This window comes from Brevibacillus sp. AG, assembly GCF_028369215.1.
In the GTDB taxonomy this organism is placed as follows: Bacteria; Bacillota; Bacilli; order Brevibacillales; family Brevibacillaceae; genus Brevibacillus; species Brevibacillus porteri.
Window position 1 is genome coordinate 356,037 of record NZ_JAQMYO010000008.1, and the last position, 21,423, is coordinate 377,459.

At 49.1% G+C, this 21,423-nt stretch carries 18 protein-coding genes; 2 read left to right on the forward strand and 16 right to left on the reverse strand.

Translation table 11 applies throughout. The features are described from left to right. Positions 1-2: 2 nt before the first annotated feature. The 9 genes from POF51_RS22870 to POF51_RS22910 all read right to left on the reverse strand — a co-directional run bounded on the left by POF51_RS22870 (position 3) and on the right by POF51_RS22910 (position 9,649). Entirely contained in the window at positions 3-1,133 is a 1,131-nt protein-coding gene (locus POF51_RS22870) for a Ger(x)C family spore germination protein (RefSeq protein WP_271756172.1), read from the reverse strand. After that, positions 1,126-2,286 carry a GerAB/ArcD/ProY family transporter gene (locus POF51_RS22875; RefSeq protein ID WP_271756173.1) on the reverse strand — a complete coding sequence of 387 codons (1,161 nt, stop codon included), beginning with the start codon at positions 2,284-2,286 and terminating at the stop codon, positions 1,126-1,128. The genes POF51_RS22870 and POF51_RS22875 overlap by 8 nt, the downstream gene beginning before the upstream one ends. Next, a complete protein-coding gene (locus POF51_RS22880; RefSeq protein ID WP_271756174.1) occupies positions 2,283-3,821 on the reverse strand; it encodes a spore germination protein in 1,539 nt (512 codons plus the stop codon). The genes POF51_RS22875 and POF51_RS22880 overlap by 4 nt, the downstream gene beginning before the upstream one ends. A 126-nt stretch (positions 3,822-3,947) precedes the next feature. Next, positions 3,948-5,228, reverse strand: coding sequence for a kynureninase (gene kynU, locus POF51_RS22885; protein WP_069845568.1), 1,281 nt, complete (start codon positions 5,226-5,228; stop codon positions 3,948-3,950). A 95-nt stretch (positions 5,229-5,323) separates the two neighbouring features. Further along, complete coding sequence (locus POF51_RS22890) at positions 5,324-5,707, reverse strand: DUF1294 domain-containing protein (protein WP_069845569.1); 384 nt, start codon at positions 5,705-5,707, stop codon at positions 5,324-5,326. A 3-nt stretch (positions 5,708-5,710) separates the two neighbouring features. Further along, the gene (locus POF51_RS22895) at positions 5,711-6,328 is read right to left on the reverse strand and encodes a DedA family protein (protein ID WP_069845570.1); all 618 of its coding nucleotides are present in this window, start codon (positions 6,326-6,328) and stop codon (positions 5,711-5,713) included. Positions 6,329-6,501: 173 nt separating this feature from the next. Continuing rightward, positions 6,502-7,170: a DNA alkylation repair protein gene (locus POF51_RS22900; RefSeq protein WP_271756175.1), complete on the reverse strand. Its 669-nt coding sequence runs from the start codon at positions 7,168-7,170 to the stop codon at positions 6,502-6,504. Between the two features lie 40 nt (positions 7,171-7,210). Further along, entirely contained in the window at positions 7,211-8,989 is a 1,779-nt protein-coding gene (locus POF51_RS22905) for a B12-binding domain-containing radical SAM protein (RefSeq protein WP_017251046.1), read from the reverse strand. Positions 8,990-9,142: 153 nt separating this feature from the next. After that, complete coding sequence (locus POF51_RS22910; protein ID WP_069845572.1) at positions 9,143-9,649, reverse strand: MogA/MoaB family molybdenum cofactor biosynthesis protein; 507 nt, start codon at positions 9,647-9,649, stop codon at positions 9,143-9,145. Positions 9,650-9,824: 175 nt separating this feature from the next. Here POF51_RS22910 and POF51_RS22915 point away from each other — a divergent pair, with 175 nt between their 5' ends. Both POF51_RS22915 and POF51_RS22920 read left to right on the forward strand, forming a co-directional pair. Further along, entirely contained in the window at positions 9,825-11,267 is a 1,443-nt protein-coding gene (locus POF51_RS22915; protein ID WP_069845573.1) for an aminotransferase-like domain-containing protein, read from the forward strand. Positions 11,268-11,353: 86 nt separating this feature from the next. Continuing rightward, positions 11,354-12,700 (forward strand): TrkH family potassium uptake protein, encoded by a 1,347-nt coding sequence (locus POF51_RS22920; RefSeq protein WP_069845574.1) that lies wholly within the window; start codon positions 11,354-11,356, stop codon positions 12,698-12,700. Positions 12,701-12,770: 70 nt separating this feature from the next. Here the strand turns inward: POF51_RS22920 and leuB are convergent, their stop codons facing one another. The 7 genes from leuB to POF51_RS22955 form a co-directional block, all read right to left on the reverse strand. After that, complete coding sequence (leuB, locus tag POF51_RS22925; protein ID WP_271756176.1) at positions 12,771-13,865, reverse strand: 3-isopropylmalate dehydrogenase; 1,095 nt, start codon at positions 13,863-13,865, stop codon at positions 12,771-12,773. 76 nt (positions 13,866-13,941) lie between these two features. Beyond that, the gene (locus tag POF51_RS22930; RefSeq protein ID WP_017251041.1) at positions 13,942-15,480 is read right to left on the reverse strand and encodes a 2-isopropylmalate synthase; all 1,539 of its coding nucleotides are present in this window, start codon (positions 15,478-15,480) and stop codon (positions 13,942-13,944) included. A 56-nt stretch (positions 15,481-15,536) separates the two neighbouring features. Further along, positions 15,537-16,559, reverse strand: coding sequence for a ketol-acid reductoisomerase (gene ilvC / locus POF51_RS22935; RefSeq protein WP_007728552.1), 1,023 nt, complete (start codon positions 16,557-16,559; stop codon positions 15,537-15,539). Between the two features lie 56 nt (positions 16,560-16,615). Continuing rightward, positions 16,616-17,122 carry an acetolactate synthase small subunit gene (gene ilvN / locus POF51_RS22940; RefSeq protein ID WP_017251040.1) on the reverse strand — a complete coding sequence of 169 codons (507 nt, stop codon included), beginning with the start codon at positions 17,120-17,122 and terminating at the stop codon, positions 16,616-16,618. A gap of 1 nt (position 17,123) precedes the next feature. After that, on the reverse strand, positions 17,124-18,860 hold the full coding sequence (gene ilvB, locus POF51_RS22945; RefSeq protein WP_069845576.1) for a biosynthetic-type acetolactate synthase large subunit: 1,737 nt from the start codon (positions 18,858-18,860) through the stop codon (positions 17,124-17,126). Positions 18,861-19,457: 597 nt separating this feature from the next. Continuing rightward, complete coding sequence (gene sat, locus POF51_RS22950) at positions 19,458-20,597, reverse strand: sulfate adenylyltransferase (protein ID WP_069845577.1); 1,140 nt, start codon at positions 20,595-20,597, stop codon at positions 19,458-19,460. Beyond that, complete coding sequence (locus POF51_RS22955) at positions 20,579-21,280, reverse strand: phosphoadenylyl-sulfate reductase (protein ID WP_069845578.1); 702 nt, start codon at positions 21,278-21,280, stop codon at positions 20,579-20,581. The genes sat and POF51_RS22955 overlap by 19 nt, the downstream gene beginning before the upstream one ends. Positions 21,281-21,423: the final 143 nt, after the last annotated feature.

Genomic DNA, 21,423 nt, shown 5'->3' on the forward strand with positions numbered 1-21,423 from the left:
TCCTATTGCATTTCCATACCGAGACGGCGCAGCTTGATTGTGTATGTAACGCGAACCGGAAAATCCCTGAAATCTTCCTTCCAGTTGTGAGTTTTCCAGTAGTCTTGGTAATGCTTCGCACGCAGTGTAAGGCCCAGCTTCAAAATGTCACTATTGTACTGCTTTTGTACTTGCTGCAATAGCTTCTTGGCGCGCTTTTCCATTTCTTTTTTTATCAGCGCCTGCATTTGTGTGACGAATTGCTCTGCTGGAATTTTCAGGTCTTCTGTGAGTTCGACAATATCTCCTTGGAGCTCGCAATGATAGGTAGCGGAAGAGGATTTGTGAATGATCACCTTTTTTTTTACAAAATGAGGACGAAAACTAACATATCCGTTCTTGGTCTTCGGCAACGGAATCAGAATGTCTCCACCCGGTTTTTCATTGCGCAGTTGGAGCAATACCCATGTCTGCATGTGATCAAGTATCCCCACCATCTTGTGCCCACGAAAAACAGCAACCCCTTTCCAGCTCACCTCATTCTTACTTGCCTCAACATAATTCAAAAACGGCTCCATGGTTAGATTAGAGGTCTGGTTGAAATAATCGCCCAACGTTTGGTCCGGAATTCTGCCTAATTTCATGCCATTTTCGATCACCCCCATCAAAAAGACGACCGGAATTGGCTCGATCCTCGGCTTGATTTCCAGCAAGGTAGACGCTTTGCCCCTTACGACGATCGGCCACAGGAGCCGCCGTATTTGCGGCTCGCGACGAAAGCTGTCCATGATGTCTTGGATTCCCTTTCTAGCGACCTCCTCGCTTACTGCAAGAATACGCGTGTGTCCAAGAAACACTCGTTGGTTCAGCCGCATTTGCAGGTTGTTGGAAGCATCTGTCACCGTTCTTCCTGTCACACTCATGATTTTCACGGCATCCGCATTATTTCCTCCACCTTTCCCACTGCTCCCCGCAATTTTGATGGGAATCGGGATTTGGACGGTCATTTTGTACAGATTTTCATTCTTTTCATCCTGATCAATCGCAATGGCCAATATCGATGCGCGTTCCTCTAATTCACGTCTATCCCAGCACCCCGTCAGCAAGATTGTACAGATGATCAACAAAGCGAAGTATCTAAATGACTTACCCATCGATATTCCGCCCCTCTCGTCGGGTTACCATGTCACGGATGAGGATTGCTACCCAGTAAACGACGGGGAACAGCAAATTAATAACCAGGCTAGACAACCCTAGCAACGATGCCCACTTAAATACTTCTGTAATGTTTTGTGGAATAAGGGCAAAAAAGAATAATGGGACGAGAAGGGCAGCAGCCACGATTCTTTGAAACCTGATTCCCTTGCGAAACAACTGTCTCAGTGAATAAACAACGACGTAATACGCATTGGCTACCGTAGTAAAAACAGCCGAAACCCACACGGCCAAAAAAGCGGACTCCAATCGTTCCAAGATCAATCCAGGCACCTGCGTCGTCTTGACCAATTCAAGTGTCGGCCACGTCACCCTTTGCAGCTCTTCGTAACCAAACACCGAAATGCCAGCCACCACAATTAACAGGTAGAGCAATGCTGCAATTAACAGACTGTAAAACCCTGCCAATTCCCTGTTTGTGTTTTGTTGCGCATAGGCGAAAAAGACAAACATAATTTCAAAACCGGAATAGGAATAAATTCCTTCGTATACCCCCTCTAGCATTGAACGGAATGACACATGATTAATTGGAAAGAGATTCCCAAATTCCGCTTTTTGGAACGACGCAATCGCGATAAAAAGAAGGGGCAAGATAATAAAAGGAAACAGCAGCTCGTTCACTCGCGCTACTACTTCCACCTCATGCATGCACAAAAATAGTACCAGCAAAAACATCGTGATAAGCACAACTTCCAACGGAGTCTGCAAAAGAACGGAAGTCACAACCACTTCACCAAATACACGCGATACGACTGCCGTGGAAAAATACAGGTATACCAAGTAGATACAAATCCAAGGGAGGCTGAATACTTTGCCCACCCAAGGCCTTCTGACAGATCCCCATACCTTGTGACTGTATTCAATAAAGGTTTCCCCCGGGTAACGCCTGCTCAATTTGACAATTAACCATAAGGAGACATACGCACCTGCTGAGCCAATCAGAGGAGCGATCCAACCTGCCTCAAATAATTTCGAACTGGTGGTGCGAGGAAGGGTCAAAACACCGACACCAATTAAGGTACTTGTTATGAGACAAATTTGCTGCCACATCGATAGAGTCTGGTGCCAGCCGTGCCCCTCCCTCCTGCTCATTTCGGGTTATCCTCCTCTCTGATCCGGATTTTATCTTGAACATGAAACATCATCGGTCTTCTTTTCATCAGATGATGGGGAGCCCGTAAGAACAAGTCCTTCATTCCATTCAGGTTGAGCGGACTAAGCGGGCTCATATAGGGTACTCCAAACGATTTCAGTGAAGACAAGTGAATGAGGATAACGATCAAAAACAGCATAATACCGTAAAGACCAAACATCCCTGCCAAGATCATAACCGGGAAACGGAGCATGCGAATGGCAATCGCTGCACTGTAACTCGGGGATGCGAACGAGCCGATTGTCGTCACAGCTACAATGATCACCATAACAGGACTGACAAGTCCGGCCGTTACCGCCGCTTCTCCGACCACGAGTGCTCCAACAATCCCAATCGTAGGACCTATTGGCCCCGGCAGCCTCACGCTCGCTTCCCTCAATATCTCAATGGCCAACTCCATAAACAGGGCTTCGATTAAAGAAGGAAATGGAACGGTAGATCGTCCTGCCGCCATCGCAATGACCAGTCGTGAAGGGATCATCTCTGGATGGAACGAGCTAAAAGCGATATAGAGAGATGGGAGCAACAGGGCGATGCTGATACTGATAATCCGAATAAAACGGATCAAGGTCGCGATGTAAAAACGCTCGTAATAATCCTCGGGACTCTGATAAAACTGGGAAAATACAGCCGGGGCAATCAAACCGAATGGCGTCCCGTCCACCAGAATGCCTATCTTCCCTTCTAATAGATTGGCCACTACTTTATCGGGGCGCTCCGTATTTTGAATCTGCGGGAATGGGGACCATCTCCGATCCTGAATCATTTGTTCGATGTAACCACTCTCCAGCACAGAATCCAGATGAACGCTCTCTATTCGCGCAATCACTTCCTCCACCATCGGAGGATACGCAATCCCATCGATGTACATGACGTAAATGTCAGTCTGTGTTCGTTCCCCGACAACCATATGACGTACTCTGAGATTGGGGTCCTTCAAGCGGAAGCGGATCAGCGCTGCATTCACGCACAACGTCTCACAAAAACCATCGCGTGGCCCTCGTACGACTGACTCCGTCTGGGGCTCTTCCACTGAACGCCTATCCCAACCTCGTGTGTTATTCAAGTAAGCATTTTGACACCCATCAATGATCAGCACCGCACATCCAGACAAAATATTTCGGACGATCTGCCTCAGTTTGTCTGTCAAATCCAGCTCATTTGTCGCTGGATCTTGATAGGTGATATCGGGAGTCGTCATATAGCGAATAATAAAATCACTGATGACATTGCGATCCACCATGCCATCTATAAAAACGATAGCGGCTTGAGCCTTCGACTTTGTTTGAAAACGACGAACGACGAGATCGTCACACTTTCCAAACTGCGCTTGAATCAATTGGATGTTTTCTTCCACATTTATCGTGAGCGAAACATCCAATACGCTTTCCATGCTCTTGTTGGAGTGCTGATCCAACCCTTTTGACTGGAGGGCTTCTTTTCTTTTTTGCCATGCTTGAAAAAACTGGTTCAAGCTGCTCACCCTTATCCATGGAATATATCCTGCCTACAGGTAAGGATAGTGTGCCCAATACTGGAAAGGAAATCCCGTAAAAGGCGTATTCAAAAAGAAAAACAGGTCCAACCTAAGTCGGACCTGTTAAGCAACTACCTCGCGCTTGTTCTCAAATTTCTCGTAGCTCTTCTCTTGCATAATCGTCTTTAAGATCTGGACACTTTCCCAAACCTCTGTATAAGTCGTATAGAAAGCAACAGGGGCCAATCGAATGATGTTCGGTGCACGGAAATCAGGAATAATGCCCGCTTCCTTCAAAGCCTTGCATATACGTATGGCCTCATCGTGTTCAAGGCTGACATGCCCACCTCGGCGATCATCCTGCTGTGGGTTCGCAATCGTAAAACCCATGTCTGCCAGCTCCACCTCGATCAAATCCATCATGAACCGCGTTAAGCCGAGCGACTTGGTACGAAGCTTTTCCACGGACGCCTCCTGGAACATTTCCAAGGAACCAAACAGTGGGGCGAGGCTCAGCATATGGGGGGTACCAATCTGGTAAGCACCCGCATTTTCGCATGCATCTAGCGTATGTTCCATGTCAAATTGCTTATCCTTTTTCGAACTGAACCACCCGGCCAATCCCGGAGCCCTGCCAAAATGCTTGCGGTTGACATATAGGCTGCCCACGCTTCCGGGCCCTGCATTTACGTATTTGTAGTTGCACCAATATGCAAAGTCCACTCCCCATTTGCTGAAGGAATGCGGGATCGCGCCTACAGAATGACATCCGTCAAAACCAATCAGAATACCTCTCTCATGTGCAGCTGCTGTCAACCGTTCGATATCGAGCAGCTGGCCGCTGCGATACAGGACCGTCGGAAGGACTACCAGTGCTACTTCATCAGTCATCGCATCGATAATGTCCTCTTCCTCGATCAGGCGGCCATCTCTTGACGCTACCCGAACCAAATGCTCTTCCGGGTCCAGCCCATGAAGCTTCATTTGACTCTGGAGTGCGTATATATCGGTAGGGAAATCCAGCTCGGTGGCAACGACCTTCGTCCTTTTCCCAACCGGATGATAGAAGGTAGCTGCCAGCTGATGGAGGTTAATCGTCGTAGAACCCGTTACGATCACTTCCTCGGGGCTTGCCCCTACAAGTGCTGCGCTCATCTCTCCCAATTTCTCCGAGAAGAAAAACCACGGATGGTTACCCGTTGTCCAGCCTTCCACACCCAGCTCCTTCCAAGACTGCATCATATCCATGACACTCTTTTCCGCTCTTTTTGACATGAGGCCAAGCGAGTTGCCATCCAAATACAGGCTCGGAAGCAGATAAAACTCTTCGCGATAGCTCGCGAGTTCGTCCTGTGCATCCAATTGCTGTGCGTCCGCTTTCGTTAGGGGGCTTGATTGAGACATAGCTACCTCCTCAGCTTGTTCTATCGTTCCCCTCTATTATAGGCTGAATTTTCAAACAGTGGAATCCCGTTCGTAAAAAGAAAATCCCGTGCCACCTACGACACGAGACTTTTATCCAAGTATAGCTGCGTCAACCAAATGACTAGCAAGATTTGCGCGATGCAAAAGAGCGGGAGCAGGATGAGAAAAGACATATGCTTGGTCTTATGCCGTTGAATAAGCATGCCCTCAAGCGCACCGATCCCTCCTCCTAAAAATGCGACTAACAAAAGACTCAGTTCTGGAACCCGAAAACCTTTTTCTTTCGCCAGACGCTTGTCTGTCTGCATCAGGTAATAAGCATAACCATTTAGCAGTAAAGCTCCCGCAGCCAGCACCCAGACATTCGAATTGAAGTATCCTGCCAACAGGAGGACCCAGCTTATGACAAGCATCAGCACGAAATTGCGGCGATGGGCAGCTAATTGTTGATGGTACATTTCTTATTCTCCTTTTGCCCGATATGCCCGATTTCCCATAAACTGCTTGCGTACGAAGAATACCACACCCAAAACAACCACGATCACCAGCAAAGCATAAAAACCGTATTTACGGATGACTTCGATAATCGCTTCTACATTATTACCAAATACATGGCCGAGAAAGTAGAAAGCAACGGTCCAAACCAACCCAATCGGATAAGACAGCATCGCATAACGCCGGAACGTCATACCGCCCAGTCCGACCAAATAAGGGACAACATGACGGACAACCGGAAATAAGTAGCTGATGCAAAGAGCAGTAGTACCATACTTCTCCAGCAAGCCCGTTGATCGATTCACGGCGTTCCTCATTTTCTCGGTTTTGCATAGCCATTGCAATATCGGTTTCCCAAAATACTTTCCAAGTAAAAAGCCAATCGTCAATCCGGAGGCAACCCCTAAATATCCCGCCAAAAAAGAATACCATGGGTTTAGCACGCCGATGGAGGCGAGAAATCCTCCTGTAGCGACAACCAGCTCATCGGGAATCGGCAAACCGACAATCCCCAGCCAGAGCAGGAAAAAAATCGCTACGTAACCGTATTGCTCTATGATTGACATCAGCAGGTCGACTTCCATGAGGCAAAATCCCCTATCCTTGCCACAGTGCGGTCATTTCTTGACATACTAGCAGCTATGGCATCGCACGATATCTGACTCTATGTATTACGTATGAACCCCAAAAAAGGTACTTGTTTATTTTGCAATAGATTTACGTATTTTATCAAGCACAGATACGCCAGACGACTCTATCATGACAGATGTTTGAGCGCTTCACGTCTCGACAAACTCGCGAGTGGCGTCGCTTCTACAAATTCACGTACGGCGTCGGGATTTGTTTTCGCATACTCTCTCAATGCCCAGCCGATTGCCTTCTGAATAAAAAACTCTTTGGAATCCGCGCATCTCTCCACCAAGGAAAAGAGCAGCCGCTGATCTGTCTTGTCTTTGTATGACAACTGAAATAAAATCGCCGTTCGTTGCAGCCACATGTTGGTTCCATTCATCCAGGCTGTCGTATTCGGTTCGATCAGTTCGGGATGCAAGGCAAACAATCTGCCCGTTGTATGGGAAGCCAAATAATCCACGGTATCCCACCACGATTTTGTTGTGATCAGTTCGACTACGAACGGGAGATGGTCAGGGGTGAGACGCTTTTTGGACTTCTCGAGTACGTCAAGCGCTACATACTGGTACTCTCGCGCTGACAAAGCCCACAAGGAACTAACGACCTGCTCCCAATTTTCGGGTACGCCATAATCTCGAAAGATTTGTTTAGTCAGTTCTTTGCGCTGTGGTGATTTTATCCCCATAAAAGGAAAATGATTTTTCATGTACTGCTCCATTGGACCAGCCACAATCGAATCACCATGTGCACACAACAGTTCCTCGACAGCCTCCGTATACTCGCTTGCGTTCATCTGCGTCTCCCCCCTTCCACTCTTCTAATCATCCGGTGGTTTAGCCTGCTGCTTGGACGTCCTGCTTGACGACAGCAAAAGCATTTTGCTCTTCATCTTTGTACGGATAATACACGACGAGTGTAAAATCTCCCTCGACAAACTCACCGGTCTCCATCCATCTTTCAATATCAAAGGTCACTTTGGCAGTCAGCGTGTGCTTGAAGTAATCTTTTTCCAACGCAGCATGTGCCGCAAAATCATCGCGGAGTCGCTCACGCTGCTCGGTTAGGACAGCGAACGTCTGTTGCATCTCTTCCTTGTCCATGACATCCTCCCACCACAGCTTGCGCGGGCGATGCTTCTGATTTCGCAGGAAATCGAATTTCATCATGCTGAGCACATGCCCCATACCGTCCACTTGCTGGATTTGCAAAAACTTCTGCAAACGCACGAACAAATCCTCTAATTGATGACCGATACGGCTCCAGCCTTGATTTTCCCAATAGTCGCCAAATGTCTGGAAGAAGTCAAAAGCTGTTTCAAATTGATTCGCCAACAGCCACTCCACTGTATAGTCCATCCGGTGCGCATTCCAGTACTTTTCTAGAATGTCTTCTACACGCTTGATTTTTTGCATGTCATCAAAGGAAAGGACATTGTTCCCCAAAATTTCGTAAGGAGCCTCATCCATAAAAACATAGCCGTGATTAGCCGCACGCGCACGAACACCTGTCCCGCGCAGCATTTTCAAAAAGCCGAGCTGAAGCTCTTCCGGGCGTAAACCAAACACGTCATTAAAGGTTTTGCGGAAGGATGCATAATCTTCCTCAGGCAAACCAGCGATCAAGTCCAGATGCTGATCGATTTTTTTCGAATCCTTGATCTGTGTCACTGTCCGCGCAAGACGATCGAAACGCTGAATTCGCTGAACAAGGCGGTTCGTTTCATCATTTGTGGACTGAACCCCAATCTCGAAGCGGAAAATGCCTGGAGGTGCATTCTCGGTCAAGAAGTCGAGTACGTCCGCGCGCAAAATGTCTGCCGTGATCTCGAATTGAAAGACGGTGCCATTGTGGTTGTCGATCAAAAACTGAAAGATTTCCAACGCATATTTTTTATTGATGTTAAACGTGCGATCCACAAACTTGATCGTTTTGACCCCGTGATTGATCAAACGCATGAGATCTTCTTTCACTCGTTCCAGACTGAAATAGCGTACGCCGTCTTCAATCGAAGACAGACAGTATTGGCATTTGAACGGACACCCACGGGACGCCTCAAAATAGACGACGCGGTTGTTCAGCTCGTCCAGATGGTCCGCGTACGGGGAAGGAATGCTGTCCATCTCTTCCACTTGCGCACGCGGCATGGAAAAACGCACGTACTCCTCTTCGCGATAAGCGATTCCGGCTACATCACGCAGGCGTGGAGGCTGCTTGGTTTGCAAGGATTCCTGATACACCTGCAAAAGCTCCAAGAAGGTCTGCTCCCCTTCACCAATGCAGATGACATCGATTTCAGGATGCTTCTTCATCCATTCATCCGCATCGTAGGTCACTTCTGGTCCCCCGAGGATAATCGGAACATCCGGGCAAATCTTTTTCAGCGTGCGCATGACACTGAGGGTCTCGCGAATGTTCCAGATATAACAGGAAAATGCAACGACATCCGGCTTGCGCTTGTGTATATCTGCTACTATATTTAACGTTACATCGTTGATGGTATACTCCACCACCTCAATCGAAGGAAATGCTTCCTGGGCATAGCTTCGCAAATAGCGCAAAGCAAGTGAGGAGTGAATAAACTTGGCGTTTAAGGTCGATAGTAAAATCTTCATGGATGGGCCTACTCTCCTTGCAAAATTCGGCACCAAAAAACCATCTGCAATCGATGGTTCATGGTCTGACCGATCTTTATCCTTTCGTAACAGTACCATACGAGACTACTAACGGCAAATCCATCCGGTTACAAGGTTGCTGAACCCGAATGGTTACCGATTTAATTCGCGCACCACATGCCCCAGCTCTGGCACGATCAACCGATTCATCGCCAATCGCACCGCACCTGTCGAGCCTGGTGTGGAAAAAATCATCTTCCCTTTCCGTGTCCCCGCAATCGCACGACTGAGCATCGCTGCGGAACCGATGTCTTCTGTAAAGCTCAACATCCGAAACAGCTCGCCAAATCCCGGCATTTCCTTATCAAGCAAGCCAGAAACAGCCTCAAAGGTATTGTCTCTTGGCGAAATGCCAGTACCGCCATTGAGAAGAATGACTTGAACGTCGCCATGTGCGATTCCCGCTTCAATCGCCGCAATGACCTGTTCAGGCTCGTCCTTTACAATTTGATAAAGAGCAACGCTGTGACCGGCTTCAGTCAGAAGCTGCTTCATTAACTGACCGCTTTTATCTGTATCCTCTGTCCGAGTATCGGAAACGGTAATGACCATGCATGTGACTTGCTTGGGCGCTAGCGCCTTGTGTTCCTGCGTACTCATCCGTAATTTCCTCATTTCTTCAATATATATCTTTTTCTCATGATACCATGTTCGGGTTTCCAATACCCTCGTCGTTCCGGCAACAATTTCTTCACTCCCTATACCCGAGATGCTTCGCTTTCCTATATAATGCTGATGACTGCTATTTTTTCGACAGACAAGGAGGCGTGCGCGAATGCCAGAGCGACCTTATTTTTCTTTTCATTTCCACAAACAATCGCACACACCAATCTATGTACAACTCGCTGAACAATTAAAAACAGCAATTCTGCGTGGTGCCTTTCTTGTAGATGGACAACAATTGATATCGCTGCGAGATATGAAGACAATTAGCGGCTGCTCGTTGGAGACGGTCAAAAAAGCGTACGATCATCTTGCGCTGGAAGGCTGGCTGGAAGCTGTGCACGGTAAAGGCTATTACTTGACGCAGCTTGCCAAAGAAGCTCGTTTGGAAAATCGCCTCCCGCTCACAGATATTCCGATTGCTTCCCTGGCTGATTCCTCTCCTCGTCCAAGCGAAGAGCTGGTGAAGCGTTTGCGTGGTGCTTTTTATGAGAGCCTGACCGTATTGGATGAACCGTCCGCGAAGAAGAAAATCATGCGAACGCAGGCTGCCAAAGTTTTCGCTGATCATCTCAGCCGCAGAGGACTGCCACCCTCACCTGAACGACTTCTGCTTTTTAACAGAAGCACGAGCGGCTTCGCCTTTTTAGCACAGCGCATCATGAATGCGCGCGATGTCGTCTATGTGGAGGAGTATAGCTATCCCGTATTCCTGCGCTTACTGAGCCAGTGTGGTATTACGGTTCGCCCGATTCGCATGGATGAAGAAGGCGTCTGTATTCAAGCCCTCAATGAAGAGCAGGAGCATTACCCCGCCAATTGGCTGTTGATTAACCCGCATTACCAATTCCCAACGGGCATCAGCTATTCATTGAAACGAAAGGAAGAGCTGCTCGAATGGGCACATAATCATAACGTACGTCTGATTGAAAACGACCATTATGGCGACCTCTGGTTTGAAGAGCCGAGCGTTCCACTGTACCACATGGCTGCGCAGGCAAAAAACTCTATTGAGGTCTACTATTTGCATTCTTTGTCCAAAACACTGGCTCGCGACCTGCAATTGGGCGTGTTGATGCTTCCCTCTGATTTATCGGATGATGAATTGGAGCGCTACAGCCAGCTTGTTTCCATGACCGGAGCGGAACCTTCTCTGCTCGTCGTAGAGGCAGCCGTTCAACTCCTTGATGATCCTTGGTTTTATGAAGAGTTCCTTGCAGATCGACGTGCCCTGTTCCAAGCCCGCTTCCTGCGACTCTGGCAAGAAAGACGGCAAGCACTCCCCGATCATGCGCGGATGTTCCCCATCACAGGCGGCTTAAATACATGGATCAAATGGGGCACGCCAACCGCAAGAGCAACCGAACAGGAAGAGAGAGTCGTCGCTATTCTTCGGGAGGAAGGTCTCGAGCTGACAGGCGGCCATGCCTTTCGCGTAGCGGATGAGCCTGACGATATTCTGCGCTGCCCGGCTGTCCGTTTCCCGCTTGCTCCATTGGAAGAGCGAGAGTTGAAACATTGGCTTCACCGATTGGGCGCTGCTCTTCTTCGGTAAGTTTTCCAAGGGAAATGCCATACTAAGAGATGGATTTCCCTTCTTCTCATACACAAGACTCGAAAAAAGCCGAGGTATAACCTGCTATGATTAAAAAAATCGTAGAAAAGCTTCACCTTGATCCACCAAAAACGCTTGTACTTGGGTTTGCCTTGATTATTTTCCTGGGTGCGCTGCTTTTGACACTCCCGGTCTCTACCGTTGATGGACTTGGCCTGCATTGGCTGGATGCTCTGTTTACGGCCACCTCTGCTACGTGTGTAACAGGCTTGGTTGTCGTCGATACTGGAACGACCTTTACTACCTTTGGTCAGCTCGTCATTTTGTCGCTCATCCAAATTGGCGGACTTGGCTTTATGACATTCGCTACCTTTTTCGCACTGATTATGCGTAAAAAAATCTCATTGCGTGAACGGCTCATCCTTCAAGAATCACTGAATCAGATATCGATAGAAGGGGTCGTACGTTTAGCTAAAATGATTTTGATTTTTACTGCCGTCACTGAGTTTATAGGTGGAGTGCTTCTCTCTATTCGTTTTGCCTTTGACTTTCCTCTGTCAAAGGCGATCTACTTCGGCTTTTTCCATGCGATTTCTAATTTTAATAACGCTGGATTTGACCTGATGGGCGATTTCGCCAGCTTAACAGCTTATGTAGATGATCTGCTCGTCAATCTAGTCGTCTGTTTGATGATCATTCTTGGTGGTATTGGTTTCATTGTTGTGAGTGAGTTATACGATTATCGTCAAACCCGTCGCCTGTCTTTACATACGAAAGTGGTATTGGCAACAACCGGTCTCTTGATTACGGCTGGGACCGTGCTTATCTTCATTTTGGAGTACAACAATCCGAAGACCTTGCAGCCCCTTTCCATGATGGGCAAAGTGCTTGGCTCCTTTTATCAGTCGGTTACACCTCGTACGGCAGGTTCGAACACATTGAATATCGGGGATATGTATCAGTCTTCACTTTTCCTCATTATTATCCTGATGTTCATCGGTGCATCTCCGGGCTCAACGGGAGGCGGAATTAAGACGACGACCTTTGCCACACTGATTGGTGCTGTTATCGCCCAAATTAAAGGAAAAGAAGATGTCATTTTCTTCCGCCAACGCATCCTGCCTCACATGGTCTACAAATCACTGACGCTGACCATGATCGCTCTGTCCATTGTACTTGTCATGACGATGGTGCTCTCGATTACGGAGACAACCGCCCGATTCGAAATGATCCTGTTCGAGGTCACTTCCGCGTTTGCTACGACTGGACTATCCATGGGGCTGACCCCTCATCTGACTCCGATCGGAAAAACGCTGATCGTATTGACGATGTTTGCTGGTCGGGTGGGACCACTCACGATTGCCTTTGCCCTCGCACAGCGCAAACAAAAGGAATACTTCCGCTATCCGAAAGGGAAGATCACGATCGGATAAACCGTATAAAAATGGAGAAAACCCTGCCAAAGCACCCGAAGGACTTTGGCAGGGTTTCGTTTTGTATGATTTATTGTTTTTGCCACTGTTTGGACAGCTCGTCGCGAACCAGTTGGCCCATCTCGATTGTACCAATCGCTTTGCTTCTATCTGCCGCGATATCGCCAGTGCGATGTCCTGCTTCCAGTACGGACCAAACTGCGTTTTCCACTGCTGCTGCCGCTTCATCCATACCGAGCGAGAGACGAAGCATCATCGCTACGGACAAAATGGTTGCCAGCGGATTGGCAATGCCTTTTCCAGCAATGTCAGGGGCAGAGCCATGAACCGGTTCATACAGGCCAAAACTGCCTGCTGCCAAACTCGCCGAGGACAGCATCCCAATCGAACCCGTCAGCATCGCTGCCTGATCGCTCAAGATGTCTCCGAACATGTTTTCCGTCACGATGACGTCAAACTGCTTTGGTTCACGTACGAGTTGCATCGCGCAGGAGTCTACCAACTGGTGAGACAGCTCTACATCTGGATAGTCCGCCGCTACTCGCTCGGCTACCTTGCGCCAGAGGCGGGAGCTTTCGAGGACGTTCGCCTTATCTACAGATACGAGACGCTTTTGGCGTTTGCGCGCAATATCGAAACCGACTCGAATGATTCGCTCGACTTCTGCTTCATGATAGATGCACTGATCTTCTGCGACTTCACCGTTTGGACCGTCATAGCGTTTTTTCTCACCGAAATAGATCCCCCCGGTCAGTTCACGTACAACGATCAAGTCAACGCCAGAAACGACTTCTGGCTTGAGGGAGGAAGCATCGACCAGGGAGCTGTGCATGGTAGCTGGGCGAATGTTCGCAAACAACCCGAGTGCTTTGCGAATGCCGAGCAGCCCTGTTTCTGGGCGAAGATTCCCAGGATTCTGGTCCCACTTCGGTCCGCCAACAGCTCCTAAGAGCACAGCATCCGCTTGCTTTGCCAGCGTTACCGTTTCTTCTGGCAACGGTGTTCCATCCGTATCGATTGCGATACCACCGATCCGGCCTTCTTCACATGTAAAAGTGACTCCTTCAAGTTCCCCTACGAGTGTAAGGACTTTGACCGCTTCCTGCATGATTTCTGGTCCAATACCGTCTCCAGAAAGAACGGCGATGCGATAGTTTTTCTTCATCGTTTATCCCTTTTCTATACGTAATGGTTTCCGAACGCTGCTGGTTCCTATGATCCTATCCACATTTGACCTATCTTTATATCGTTGCACTGACAGGCGTAGGTTCGCCACGACGCTCCATGATCTTGTTCACTGCCCTTACGTAGGCGATCGCGCTCGCTTCTAGCACATCTGTGCTCACGCCGCGGCCGGTAACGATCAGATCGCCCTGCTGTAGACGAACGAACACTTCACCCAGCGCATCTTGTCCGTGAGTAACGGAAAGGATTTTGTAATCGACGAGGGAGACTTCTTCTCCAGTAGCGCGGTCAATCGCTTTGTAGATGGAATCAACCGATCCATTTCCACATGCGGCTTCTTCGCATACTGATCCGTCGGCACGAACCAGTCGCACACTCGCTGTCGGAACGGAAATGTTGCCGTAAGCGAGCTGTACGGATTCCAGCTGGAATGCTTCTGGTCCGCGAACCATCTTGGAGTCTACCAGAGCGAGAATGTCGTCATCCGTGATTTCTTTCTTCTTGTCGCACAATACTTTGAACGCTGCAAACGCTACATTTACCTCTTCTTGCTCCAAGTGATAGCCCAGATCAACCAGCTTTTCCTTGAAAGCATGGCGCCCAGAGTGCTTGCCAAGAACCAGTTTGTTTGACTTGAAGCCGACCGATTCCGGACGGATAATTTCGTACGTGGTGACTTCTTTTAACACACCATCCTGGTGAATACCGGACTCGTGCGCAAAAGCATTTGCCCCCACGACTGCTTTATTCCCTGGCACGATCATCCCTGTCAAACGGCTCACTAGCTGGCTGGTCCGTGCGATTTCTTTCAAATTCAGCTTGGTCGTCGCCTGGTAGTAATCCTTGCGCGTCTCCAATGCAAGCGCTACTTCTTCCAGAGCAGCATTTCCAGCGCGCTCTCCTATTCCATTGATGGTGCCCTCAACTTGGGTAGCTCCACCCTCGACTGCAGCGAGACTGTTGGCGACTGCCATCCCGAGGTCATCGTGGCAATGGCAGCTCAGACGAATCAGATCGGTAGAAGGCACGCGTTTTTTCAGCTCACGGAAAATGTTTCCGTACTGATACGGCGTCATGTAGCCAACCGTATCTGGAATATTTACCGTAGTAGCCCCTGCCTTGATGACCGCCTCTACAACCTCTGCCAAAAAGTCGATCTCGGTACGCGCCGCATCCTCTGCGGAAAACTGAACTTCCGTAAAGTACTTTTTCGCATAAGTAACTGCTTCCACCGCCCGAGCAAGGACTTCTTCCTTGCTCATGTTCAGCTTGAACTGACGGTGAATCGGAGATGTTGCGAGAAAGACGTGGAGGGAAGCGTTTTGTGCGTTGCGAAGCGCTTCGTATGCCTTATCCATGTCGTCTTTTACGGCGCGAGCCAGACTGACGACGGTTGCATTCTTCACCCGTTTTGCAACTTCGGCCACAGACTTTTGGTCACCAGGGGAGGCAGCAGCGAAGCCCGCCTCAATTCTGTTTACGCCCAGCTTCTCGAGTTGAAGGGCGATCTCCACCTTTTCGTTCGTGCTAATATTGACGCCCGGAGACTGCTCCCCATCACGCAGTGTCGTATCAAAAATCTCAATGGTCCGCATGAACTTTTCACCTCCACATTTTTCCCTACATTATATATAGATTTTGTATACGGCAATTATTGGCCGATTTTCGCTTCTTCTTTTTTCGTATCTTTGTTGATCCAAGACATCATGCCACGCAGCTGCTCTCCTACTACCTCGATGCCATGCTCGGATTCCAGACGACGACGGGAAGTGAAGCCAGGACGGTTTGCTTGGTTTTCCAAGATCCAATTGCGAGCGAATGTACCGTCTTGGATTTCAGCCAGTACTTTTTTCATTTCTTTGCGAGTTTCATCTGTGATGATGCGACGACCTGTGCTGTAGTCACCGTACTCAGCAGTGTCACTGATGGAGTAGCGCATACGAGCCAAACCACCCTCGTACATCAGGTCAACGATCAGCTTCAGCTCATGCAAGCACTCGAAGTAGGCGATCTCAGGAGCATAACCTGCTTCCACCAATGTATCGAAGCCTGCTTTTACCAGCTCACTTGCTCCACCGCACAATACTGCTTGCTCACCGAACAGGTCTGTTTCTGTCTCTTCACGGAAAGATGTTTCGATTACGCCTGCTTTTGTGCAACCGATACCGCTGGAATAGGCGAGTGCAAGGTCTTTCGCATTGCCAGTCGCATCTTGGTAGATCGCGATCAGACCAGGTACACCAAAGCCTTCTTGGTATACGCGGCGAACGAGGTGACCCGGGCTTTTTGGAGCAGCCATGATTACGTCTACATCAGCTGGTGGCACGATTTGCGCGTAGTGGATGTTGAATCCGTGAGAGAAGCACAGGGCAGCGCCGGATTTCAGGTTTGGCGCGATCTCGTCGCGGTATACTTGTGCTTGACGCTCATCTGGCATCAGGATTTGAACCACGTCAGCGCGTTTGGTTGCTTCTGCTACAGTCAAAACTTCAAAACCGTCTTTTGCTGCTACATCCCAAGATTTACCTGGACGAAGACCAACAACTACTTTATAACCGCTGTCGCGCAGGTTTTGTGCTTGTGCATGACCTTGGCTACCGTAGCCGATGATTGCAATTGTTTTTCCACGCAGTACCTCTTGTTTTACGTCTGCTTCATAATACATTTTTACCATTTGTATAGCCTCCCTAAAAATGTTTAGTTTGAATTTTTATTCTGAAATTTGGCAATTTAAACCGTTGCTGCGGCTGTTGCTGGAACAATACTGCGCGCCATCGCTACTGAACCCGTTCTTGTCAGTTCAATAACGCCGTAGCTTTGTAATAGTACGAGTAGCGCATCAATCTTTTCGGTGTCACCCGTTACTTGCACGATCAGTGAGCTAGGACCCACATCAACGATCGCGGCACGGAACGGCTCGACAATTCCGTTTAACTCTGCCAGCTGGCTAGGCGATGCCGTCACTTTAATCAGCGCCAGTTCCCGTGATACAAAAGGGTTCTCACTGAGATTCGTGACGGAGATGACATCGATCAGCTTGTGCAATTGCTTCATGAGCTGATTGATTTGGCGGTCATCTCCCCCGGTTGTAATGATCATCCGGGACAGCCCCTGTTCTTCCGTGCCTCCCACCGTAATGCTGTCGATGTTGAAGCCACGCTGGCCGAACAGTGTCGCCACTCTGGTCAAAACGCCTGGTTGGTCGTTGACGAGTACGGAAATGGTATGTCGCTGCATCCTAATCGTCCCCCAATTCCATCTGATCTAGTGTGTTGCCTGATGCAACCATCGGATATACGTTTTCTTCCTGTGCAACGCGGAAGTCCACCACGACTGGTCCATCATGCGCAAGCGCTTCTGCCCAAACTGCTTCGGCTTCTTCCGGCGTGCTTGCTCGCAAGCCTTTTACGCCATATGCTTCCGCCAGCTTGACAAAATCTGGGCTGCAGGTCAGATCGATTTGGCTGTAGCGATTATCGTAGAAGAGCTCCTGCCATTGACGAACCATTCCCAAGCACTGGTTGTTTACAATCGCTACTTTGACCGGAATGTTGTATTGGGAGACGATTGCCAGCTCCTGGTTGGTCATCTGGAATCCGCCATCCCCAACGACGGAGATTACCGTGCGATCCGGGTGAGCGATCTGTGCGCCAATTGCTGCCGGAAAGCCAAAGCCCATCGTGCCGAGACCACCGGAAGAAATAAAGGAGCGCGGGTGCTTGAACTTATAGTATTGAGCTGTCCACATCTGGTGTTGTCCAACGTCTGTTGTGACGATCGCTTCCCCATCTGTGGAGTTGTACAAGAGTTCAATGACTGCTTGTGGCTTCAATATGTCGCCATCTTTTTTGTACTTGTACGGATATTGTTCTCGCCACTCTTTCAACTGGCTGATCCACGCTTCCGAATCACAAGCTTTTGCGAGCGGAATTGCTTTTGCCAGCGTGCTCTTCACGTCGCCCGCTACTGTGACGGCTGTCTCAACGTTTTTCCCCAGCTCTGCTGGATCGATGTCGACATGTACGATGCGTGCTTTTGGTGCGAACTCCTTCGTGCGTCCCATCGTGATCCGATCATCAAAGCGTGCTCCCAGACCAATCACACAATCCGCATTCAAGAGCGCTTGGTTGGCTGTGTAATTTCCGTGCATCCCTGGCATTGCCAGCGACAACTCGTGTGTTCCAGGGAAACCGCCCAATCCCATGAAGGTGTTGATCACCGGGATGCGTGTTTTTTCTGCAAAGTCGCGCAATTCTTTCTCTGCTTGAGCTGCAATGATTCCCCCGCCCGCCAAAATGACTGGACGCTTCGCTTCGCTAACGGCTTTGACAAACTCTTGTACTTCTTCGTCGCTTGGTACGAGTGAAGCGCGGTAGCCGCGAATCTCCACTTGATCCGGGTAGGTAAATGGTGCCTTCGCATTGGCGACGTCTTTGGGAATGTCGATCAATACTGGGCCCGGACGACCGGTTGTCGCGATGTGGAAAGCTTCCTTCACCATCCGTGGAAGATCGCGAATGTCGCGGACAAAGTAGCTGTGCTTCGTAATCGGGATGGTAATTCCCGTAATGTTCGCTTCTTGGAACGCGTCGGTACCAATCAGCGACTGTGCCACGTTACCTGTGATGCAGACCAGCGGAACCGAGTCCATCTGAGCGGTTGCAATCCCCGTTACGAGGTTCGTTGCTCCCGGACCGGAAGTAGCGATACATACACCCGGTTTGCCTGTCGCTCGGGCATATCCATCAGCAGCGTGGATAGCACCTTGCTCGTGGCGAGTCAAAATGTGCTTGAAGTAGCTCCCGTACAAGGAGTCATAAATGGGGAGAACCGCCCCGCCTGGATAGCCGAAAATGTATTCGACCTGCTCCAGGATCAAACAGCGCAGCAGCGTTTCTGCTCCTGTCACTTCTTCCCCGAACTGAATCGGTGGAATGCCGTTCTTTTTCTGCAATTCGGCCATTTCAACACTCATTGACCTCTCCTCCTCCCAATTCTCAACAGGTATTGAAAATAACTATAGACACATAGAAAAACCCTTTCGCCCCGACACGGTTTTATTTCCATGTCTTTTGGGGCGAAAGGGTTCGCGGTACCACCCAACTTTATCGGCGCCTCACGGTCAGCCGATCTCAGCCAGTCACAGCAAATGTGGACTGTAACACGTTAACGGGTGTTAAGCGGTTTGGCCTACTACCTGCAAGGCAAGTTTCAGCAAAACGGCTCAGAGGTGAGCAATGCGACATACCCTATACCCGTTTCTCAGCATCAGGGCTCTCTGTAAAAGGGGTAACGCGCACCATCCTCGTCATGGCCTACTATTAAAACAATATTTTCAATATTGTTGTTGTCAGAATAAAGTGTTACGTCTGATTATAGCTAGGCACCTAGGGGGTGTCAACGAAAACAAAAAGATTTTACTGGACTTTCGTCCGAACGAATGCTCAGTTGGAAATGGCTTTACAGCGCGGTTTTTGCGTGAAAGCGGATACAAGAAAAGGAAAACTCGTCCAGTTTTTGCATCGGAAAAAGAACGGCATTGCCGTCCCTCTCCTGTTTTTTCGGTTCCGTTTTATTGCGGGGATTTCAATCCCTCTATCAAAATCGTTGCGACTTCCGGACGTGTAAATTCCAGAGGTGGCGTGATCCCGTTTCTCAACATTTCCCTCACTTTTGTTCCCGATAAGGTCATATGAGATTCTTTGTCATGCGGGCAGGTTTTGGTCGTTGCCATCCCTTGGCATGCCTTGCAGTAAAAGCTGTGCTCAAAAAAGAGCAGCTGGATACCGAGCTCACCTGGGACAAACTCGGAAAAGATGTGTTGCGCATCATACGTGCCGTAGTAATCACCTACCCCTGCGTGATCGCGGCCGACGATAAAGTGTGTACAACCGTAATTTTTTCGTACCAATGCGTGGAAGACCGCCTCACGCGGACCTGCATATCGCATGGCAGCCGGAAAAGCGCCGAGCAGTACACGGTTGTGCGGATAGTAATTTTCGAGAAGGGTGAGATAGCTTTTCATTCGTACTTGTGCAGGAACATCGTCTGATTTCGTTTCCCCCATCAATGGGTTGAGAAAAAGGCCATCGACAATCTCTAATGCCGCCTTTTGAATATATTCATGCGCCCGGTGAACGGGATTGCGCGTTTGGAAACCAACCACCGTTTGCCAGCCATTTTCTCGAAATCTTTCTCTCGTTTCTGCCGGCGTCAAATACAAATCAGAGAAGCGCTCAGGCTTAGGCTTTTGCAGTATTTCTACAGGCCCACCCACGTATAGGTTTGGCTTTTCGAACAGCTTTTTCACACCAGGGTGAGCGAGATCCACCGTGCGAAAAACGAGCTCTGCCTCACGCATTTTATCTGGCACAAAGCAGCTTTTCACCTGCAAAATCGCATAGTCCACTCCATCTTCCCCACGTAACAGAATCCTGTCGCCGGGTACAAGATCGTCGTGCTCATCTACATCGACAGCCAATGTCACTGGCAACGGCCAAACCGTTCCATTGGCTAGACGCATCGTTTCCACGACCGTGTGGTAATCCGCCTCTTCCATGAATCCAGCCAGCGGCGAAAATGCTCCGATAGCAAGACATTCGATGTCCGACAGGGTCCATTTGTCCACGATAATGGCTTTTTTGATCCCGTGCAGCAAGATGGTTTGCTTCACATCTTTCCCTCCTGCACTGTTCATTTGTGCAGACCGCATTCGGTCTTTTCGAAGCCAGCCCACCGTCCCGACCGAGAGTCTTGGCCAGGCATGACAGCGCGCGTGCATACTCGGCAGCCAATGCTTGGATAGTTCCGGTCGTGCAATGGATTGTAAGGGACATCATGCGCATGGATATATTCCCACACCTGGGCCTCCGTCCAATCTGCTAGCGGATTGAATTTAACCAGGTTGAATTTTTCGTCCCACTCCACTTTTTTGGTATTTGCTCGGGTAGGTGATTGCTCGCGGCGAATGCCCGTAATCCACGCCTGATAGTTGGACAGGACGCGCTTTAACGGCTCTACCTTCCGAATCTCGCAGCAAAGATTCGGTTCCCTCTCCCACAGTTTGTCTCCGTGTTTTTCTGCCTGCTCGGCTAACGTCAACTGTGGCTGCACTTGAATGAATGTCGTGCCGTATCTGGCTTGCAGCTTGTCACGCGTATCATACGTTTCAGCAAAATGAATGTTGGTATCGAGGTAAAATACAGGAATAGTGGGAGCTAATTTGTGCAGCATGTCGATTAATATGACATCTTCAGCGCCAAAGCTGGCAGCTAGGATCAGACTGGCTGTATAGTTTTCCACGGCGTTCACAAGCACGTCCTGCGGCGCTTGACCTTCCAGTCGGCTTGCCCATTCCTGTATTTCCTCATCCGCCATTTTCTGGCGATTGCTCATCAGCGAAGCTCCTCTCTTGCTAGGATTCACCCACCATCATATGCCTAGTGACTGGAAGTGGCGCATCGTCCACCTATATCCAACTCGCCCAAACCAAACGGTCACATCCACTTTTATGAAAAACGTGGAGGCGTTTTTCACAG

Bases quoted from the DNA above. Each gene is read 5' to 3' on its own strand.
- POF51_RS22870 (WP_271756172.1), bottom strand. From the start codon at position 1,133: ATGGGTAAGTCATTTAGATACTTCGCTTTGTTGATCATCTGTACAATC.
- POF51_RS22875 (WP_271756173.1), bottom strand. From the start codon at position 2,286: ATGAGCAGGAGGGAGGGGCACGGCTGGCACCAGACTCTATCGATGTGG.
- kynU (WP_069845568.1), bottom strand. From the start codon at position 5,228: ATGTCTCAATCAAGCCCCCTAACGAAAGCGGACGCACAGCAATTGGAT.
- POF51_RS22890 (WP_069845569.1), bottom strand. From the start codon at position 5,707: ATGTACCATCAACAATTAGCTGCCCATCGCCGCAATTTCGTGCTGATG.
- POF51_RS22895 (WP_069845570.1), bottom strand. From the start codon at position 6,328: ATGGAAGTCGACCTGCTGATGTCAATCATAGAGCAATACGGTTACGTA.
- POF51_RS22900 (WP_271756175.1), bottom strand. From the start codon at position 7,170: ATGAACGCAAGCGAGTATACGGAGGCTGTCGAGGAACTGTTGTGTGCA.
- POF51_RS22905 (WP_017251046.1), bottom strand. From the start codon at position 8,989: ATGAAGATTTTACTATCGACCTTAAACGCCAAGTTTATTCACTCCTCA.
- POF51_RS22910 (WP_069845572.1), bottom strand. From the start codon at position 9,649: ATGAGTACGCAGGAACACAAGGCGCTAGCGCCCAAGCAAGTCACATGC.
- POF51_RS22915 (WP_069845573.1), top strand. From the start codon at position 9,825: ATGCCAGAGCGACCTTATTTTTCTTTTCATTTCCACAAACAATCGCAC.
- POF51_RS22920 (WP_069845574.1), top strand. From the start codon at position 11,354: ATGATTAAAAAAATCGTAGAAAAGCTTCACCTTGATCCACCAAAAACG.
- leuB (WP_271756176.1), bottom strand. From the start codon at position 13,865: ATGAAGAAAAACTATCGCATCGCCGTTCTTTCTGGAGACGGTATTGGA.
- POF51_RS22930 (WP_017251041.1), bottom strand. From the start codon at position 15,480: ATGCGGACCATTGAGATTTTTGATACGACACTGCGTGATGGGGAGCAG.
- ilvC (WP_007728552.1), bottom strand. From the start codon at position 16,559: ATGGTAAAAATGTATTATGAAGCAGACGTAAAACAAGAGGTACTGCGT.
- ilvN (WP_017251040.1), bottom strand. From the start codon at position 17,122: ATGCAGCGACATACCATTTCCGTACTCGTCAACGACCAACCAGGCGTT.
- ilvB (WP_069845576.1), bottom strand. From the start codon at position 18,860: ATGAGTGTTGAAATGGCCGAATTGCAGAAAAAGAACGGCATTCCACCG.
- sat (WP_069845577.1), bottom strand. From the start codon at position 20,597: ATGCGGTCTGCACAAATGAACAGTGCAGGAGGGAAAGATGTGAAGCAA.
- POF51_RS22955 (WP_069845578.1), bottom strand. From the start codon at position 21,280: ATGAGCAATCGCCAGAAAATGGCGGATGAGGAAATACAGGAATGGGCA.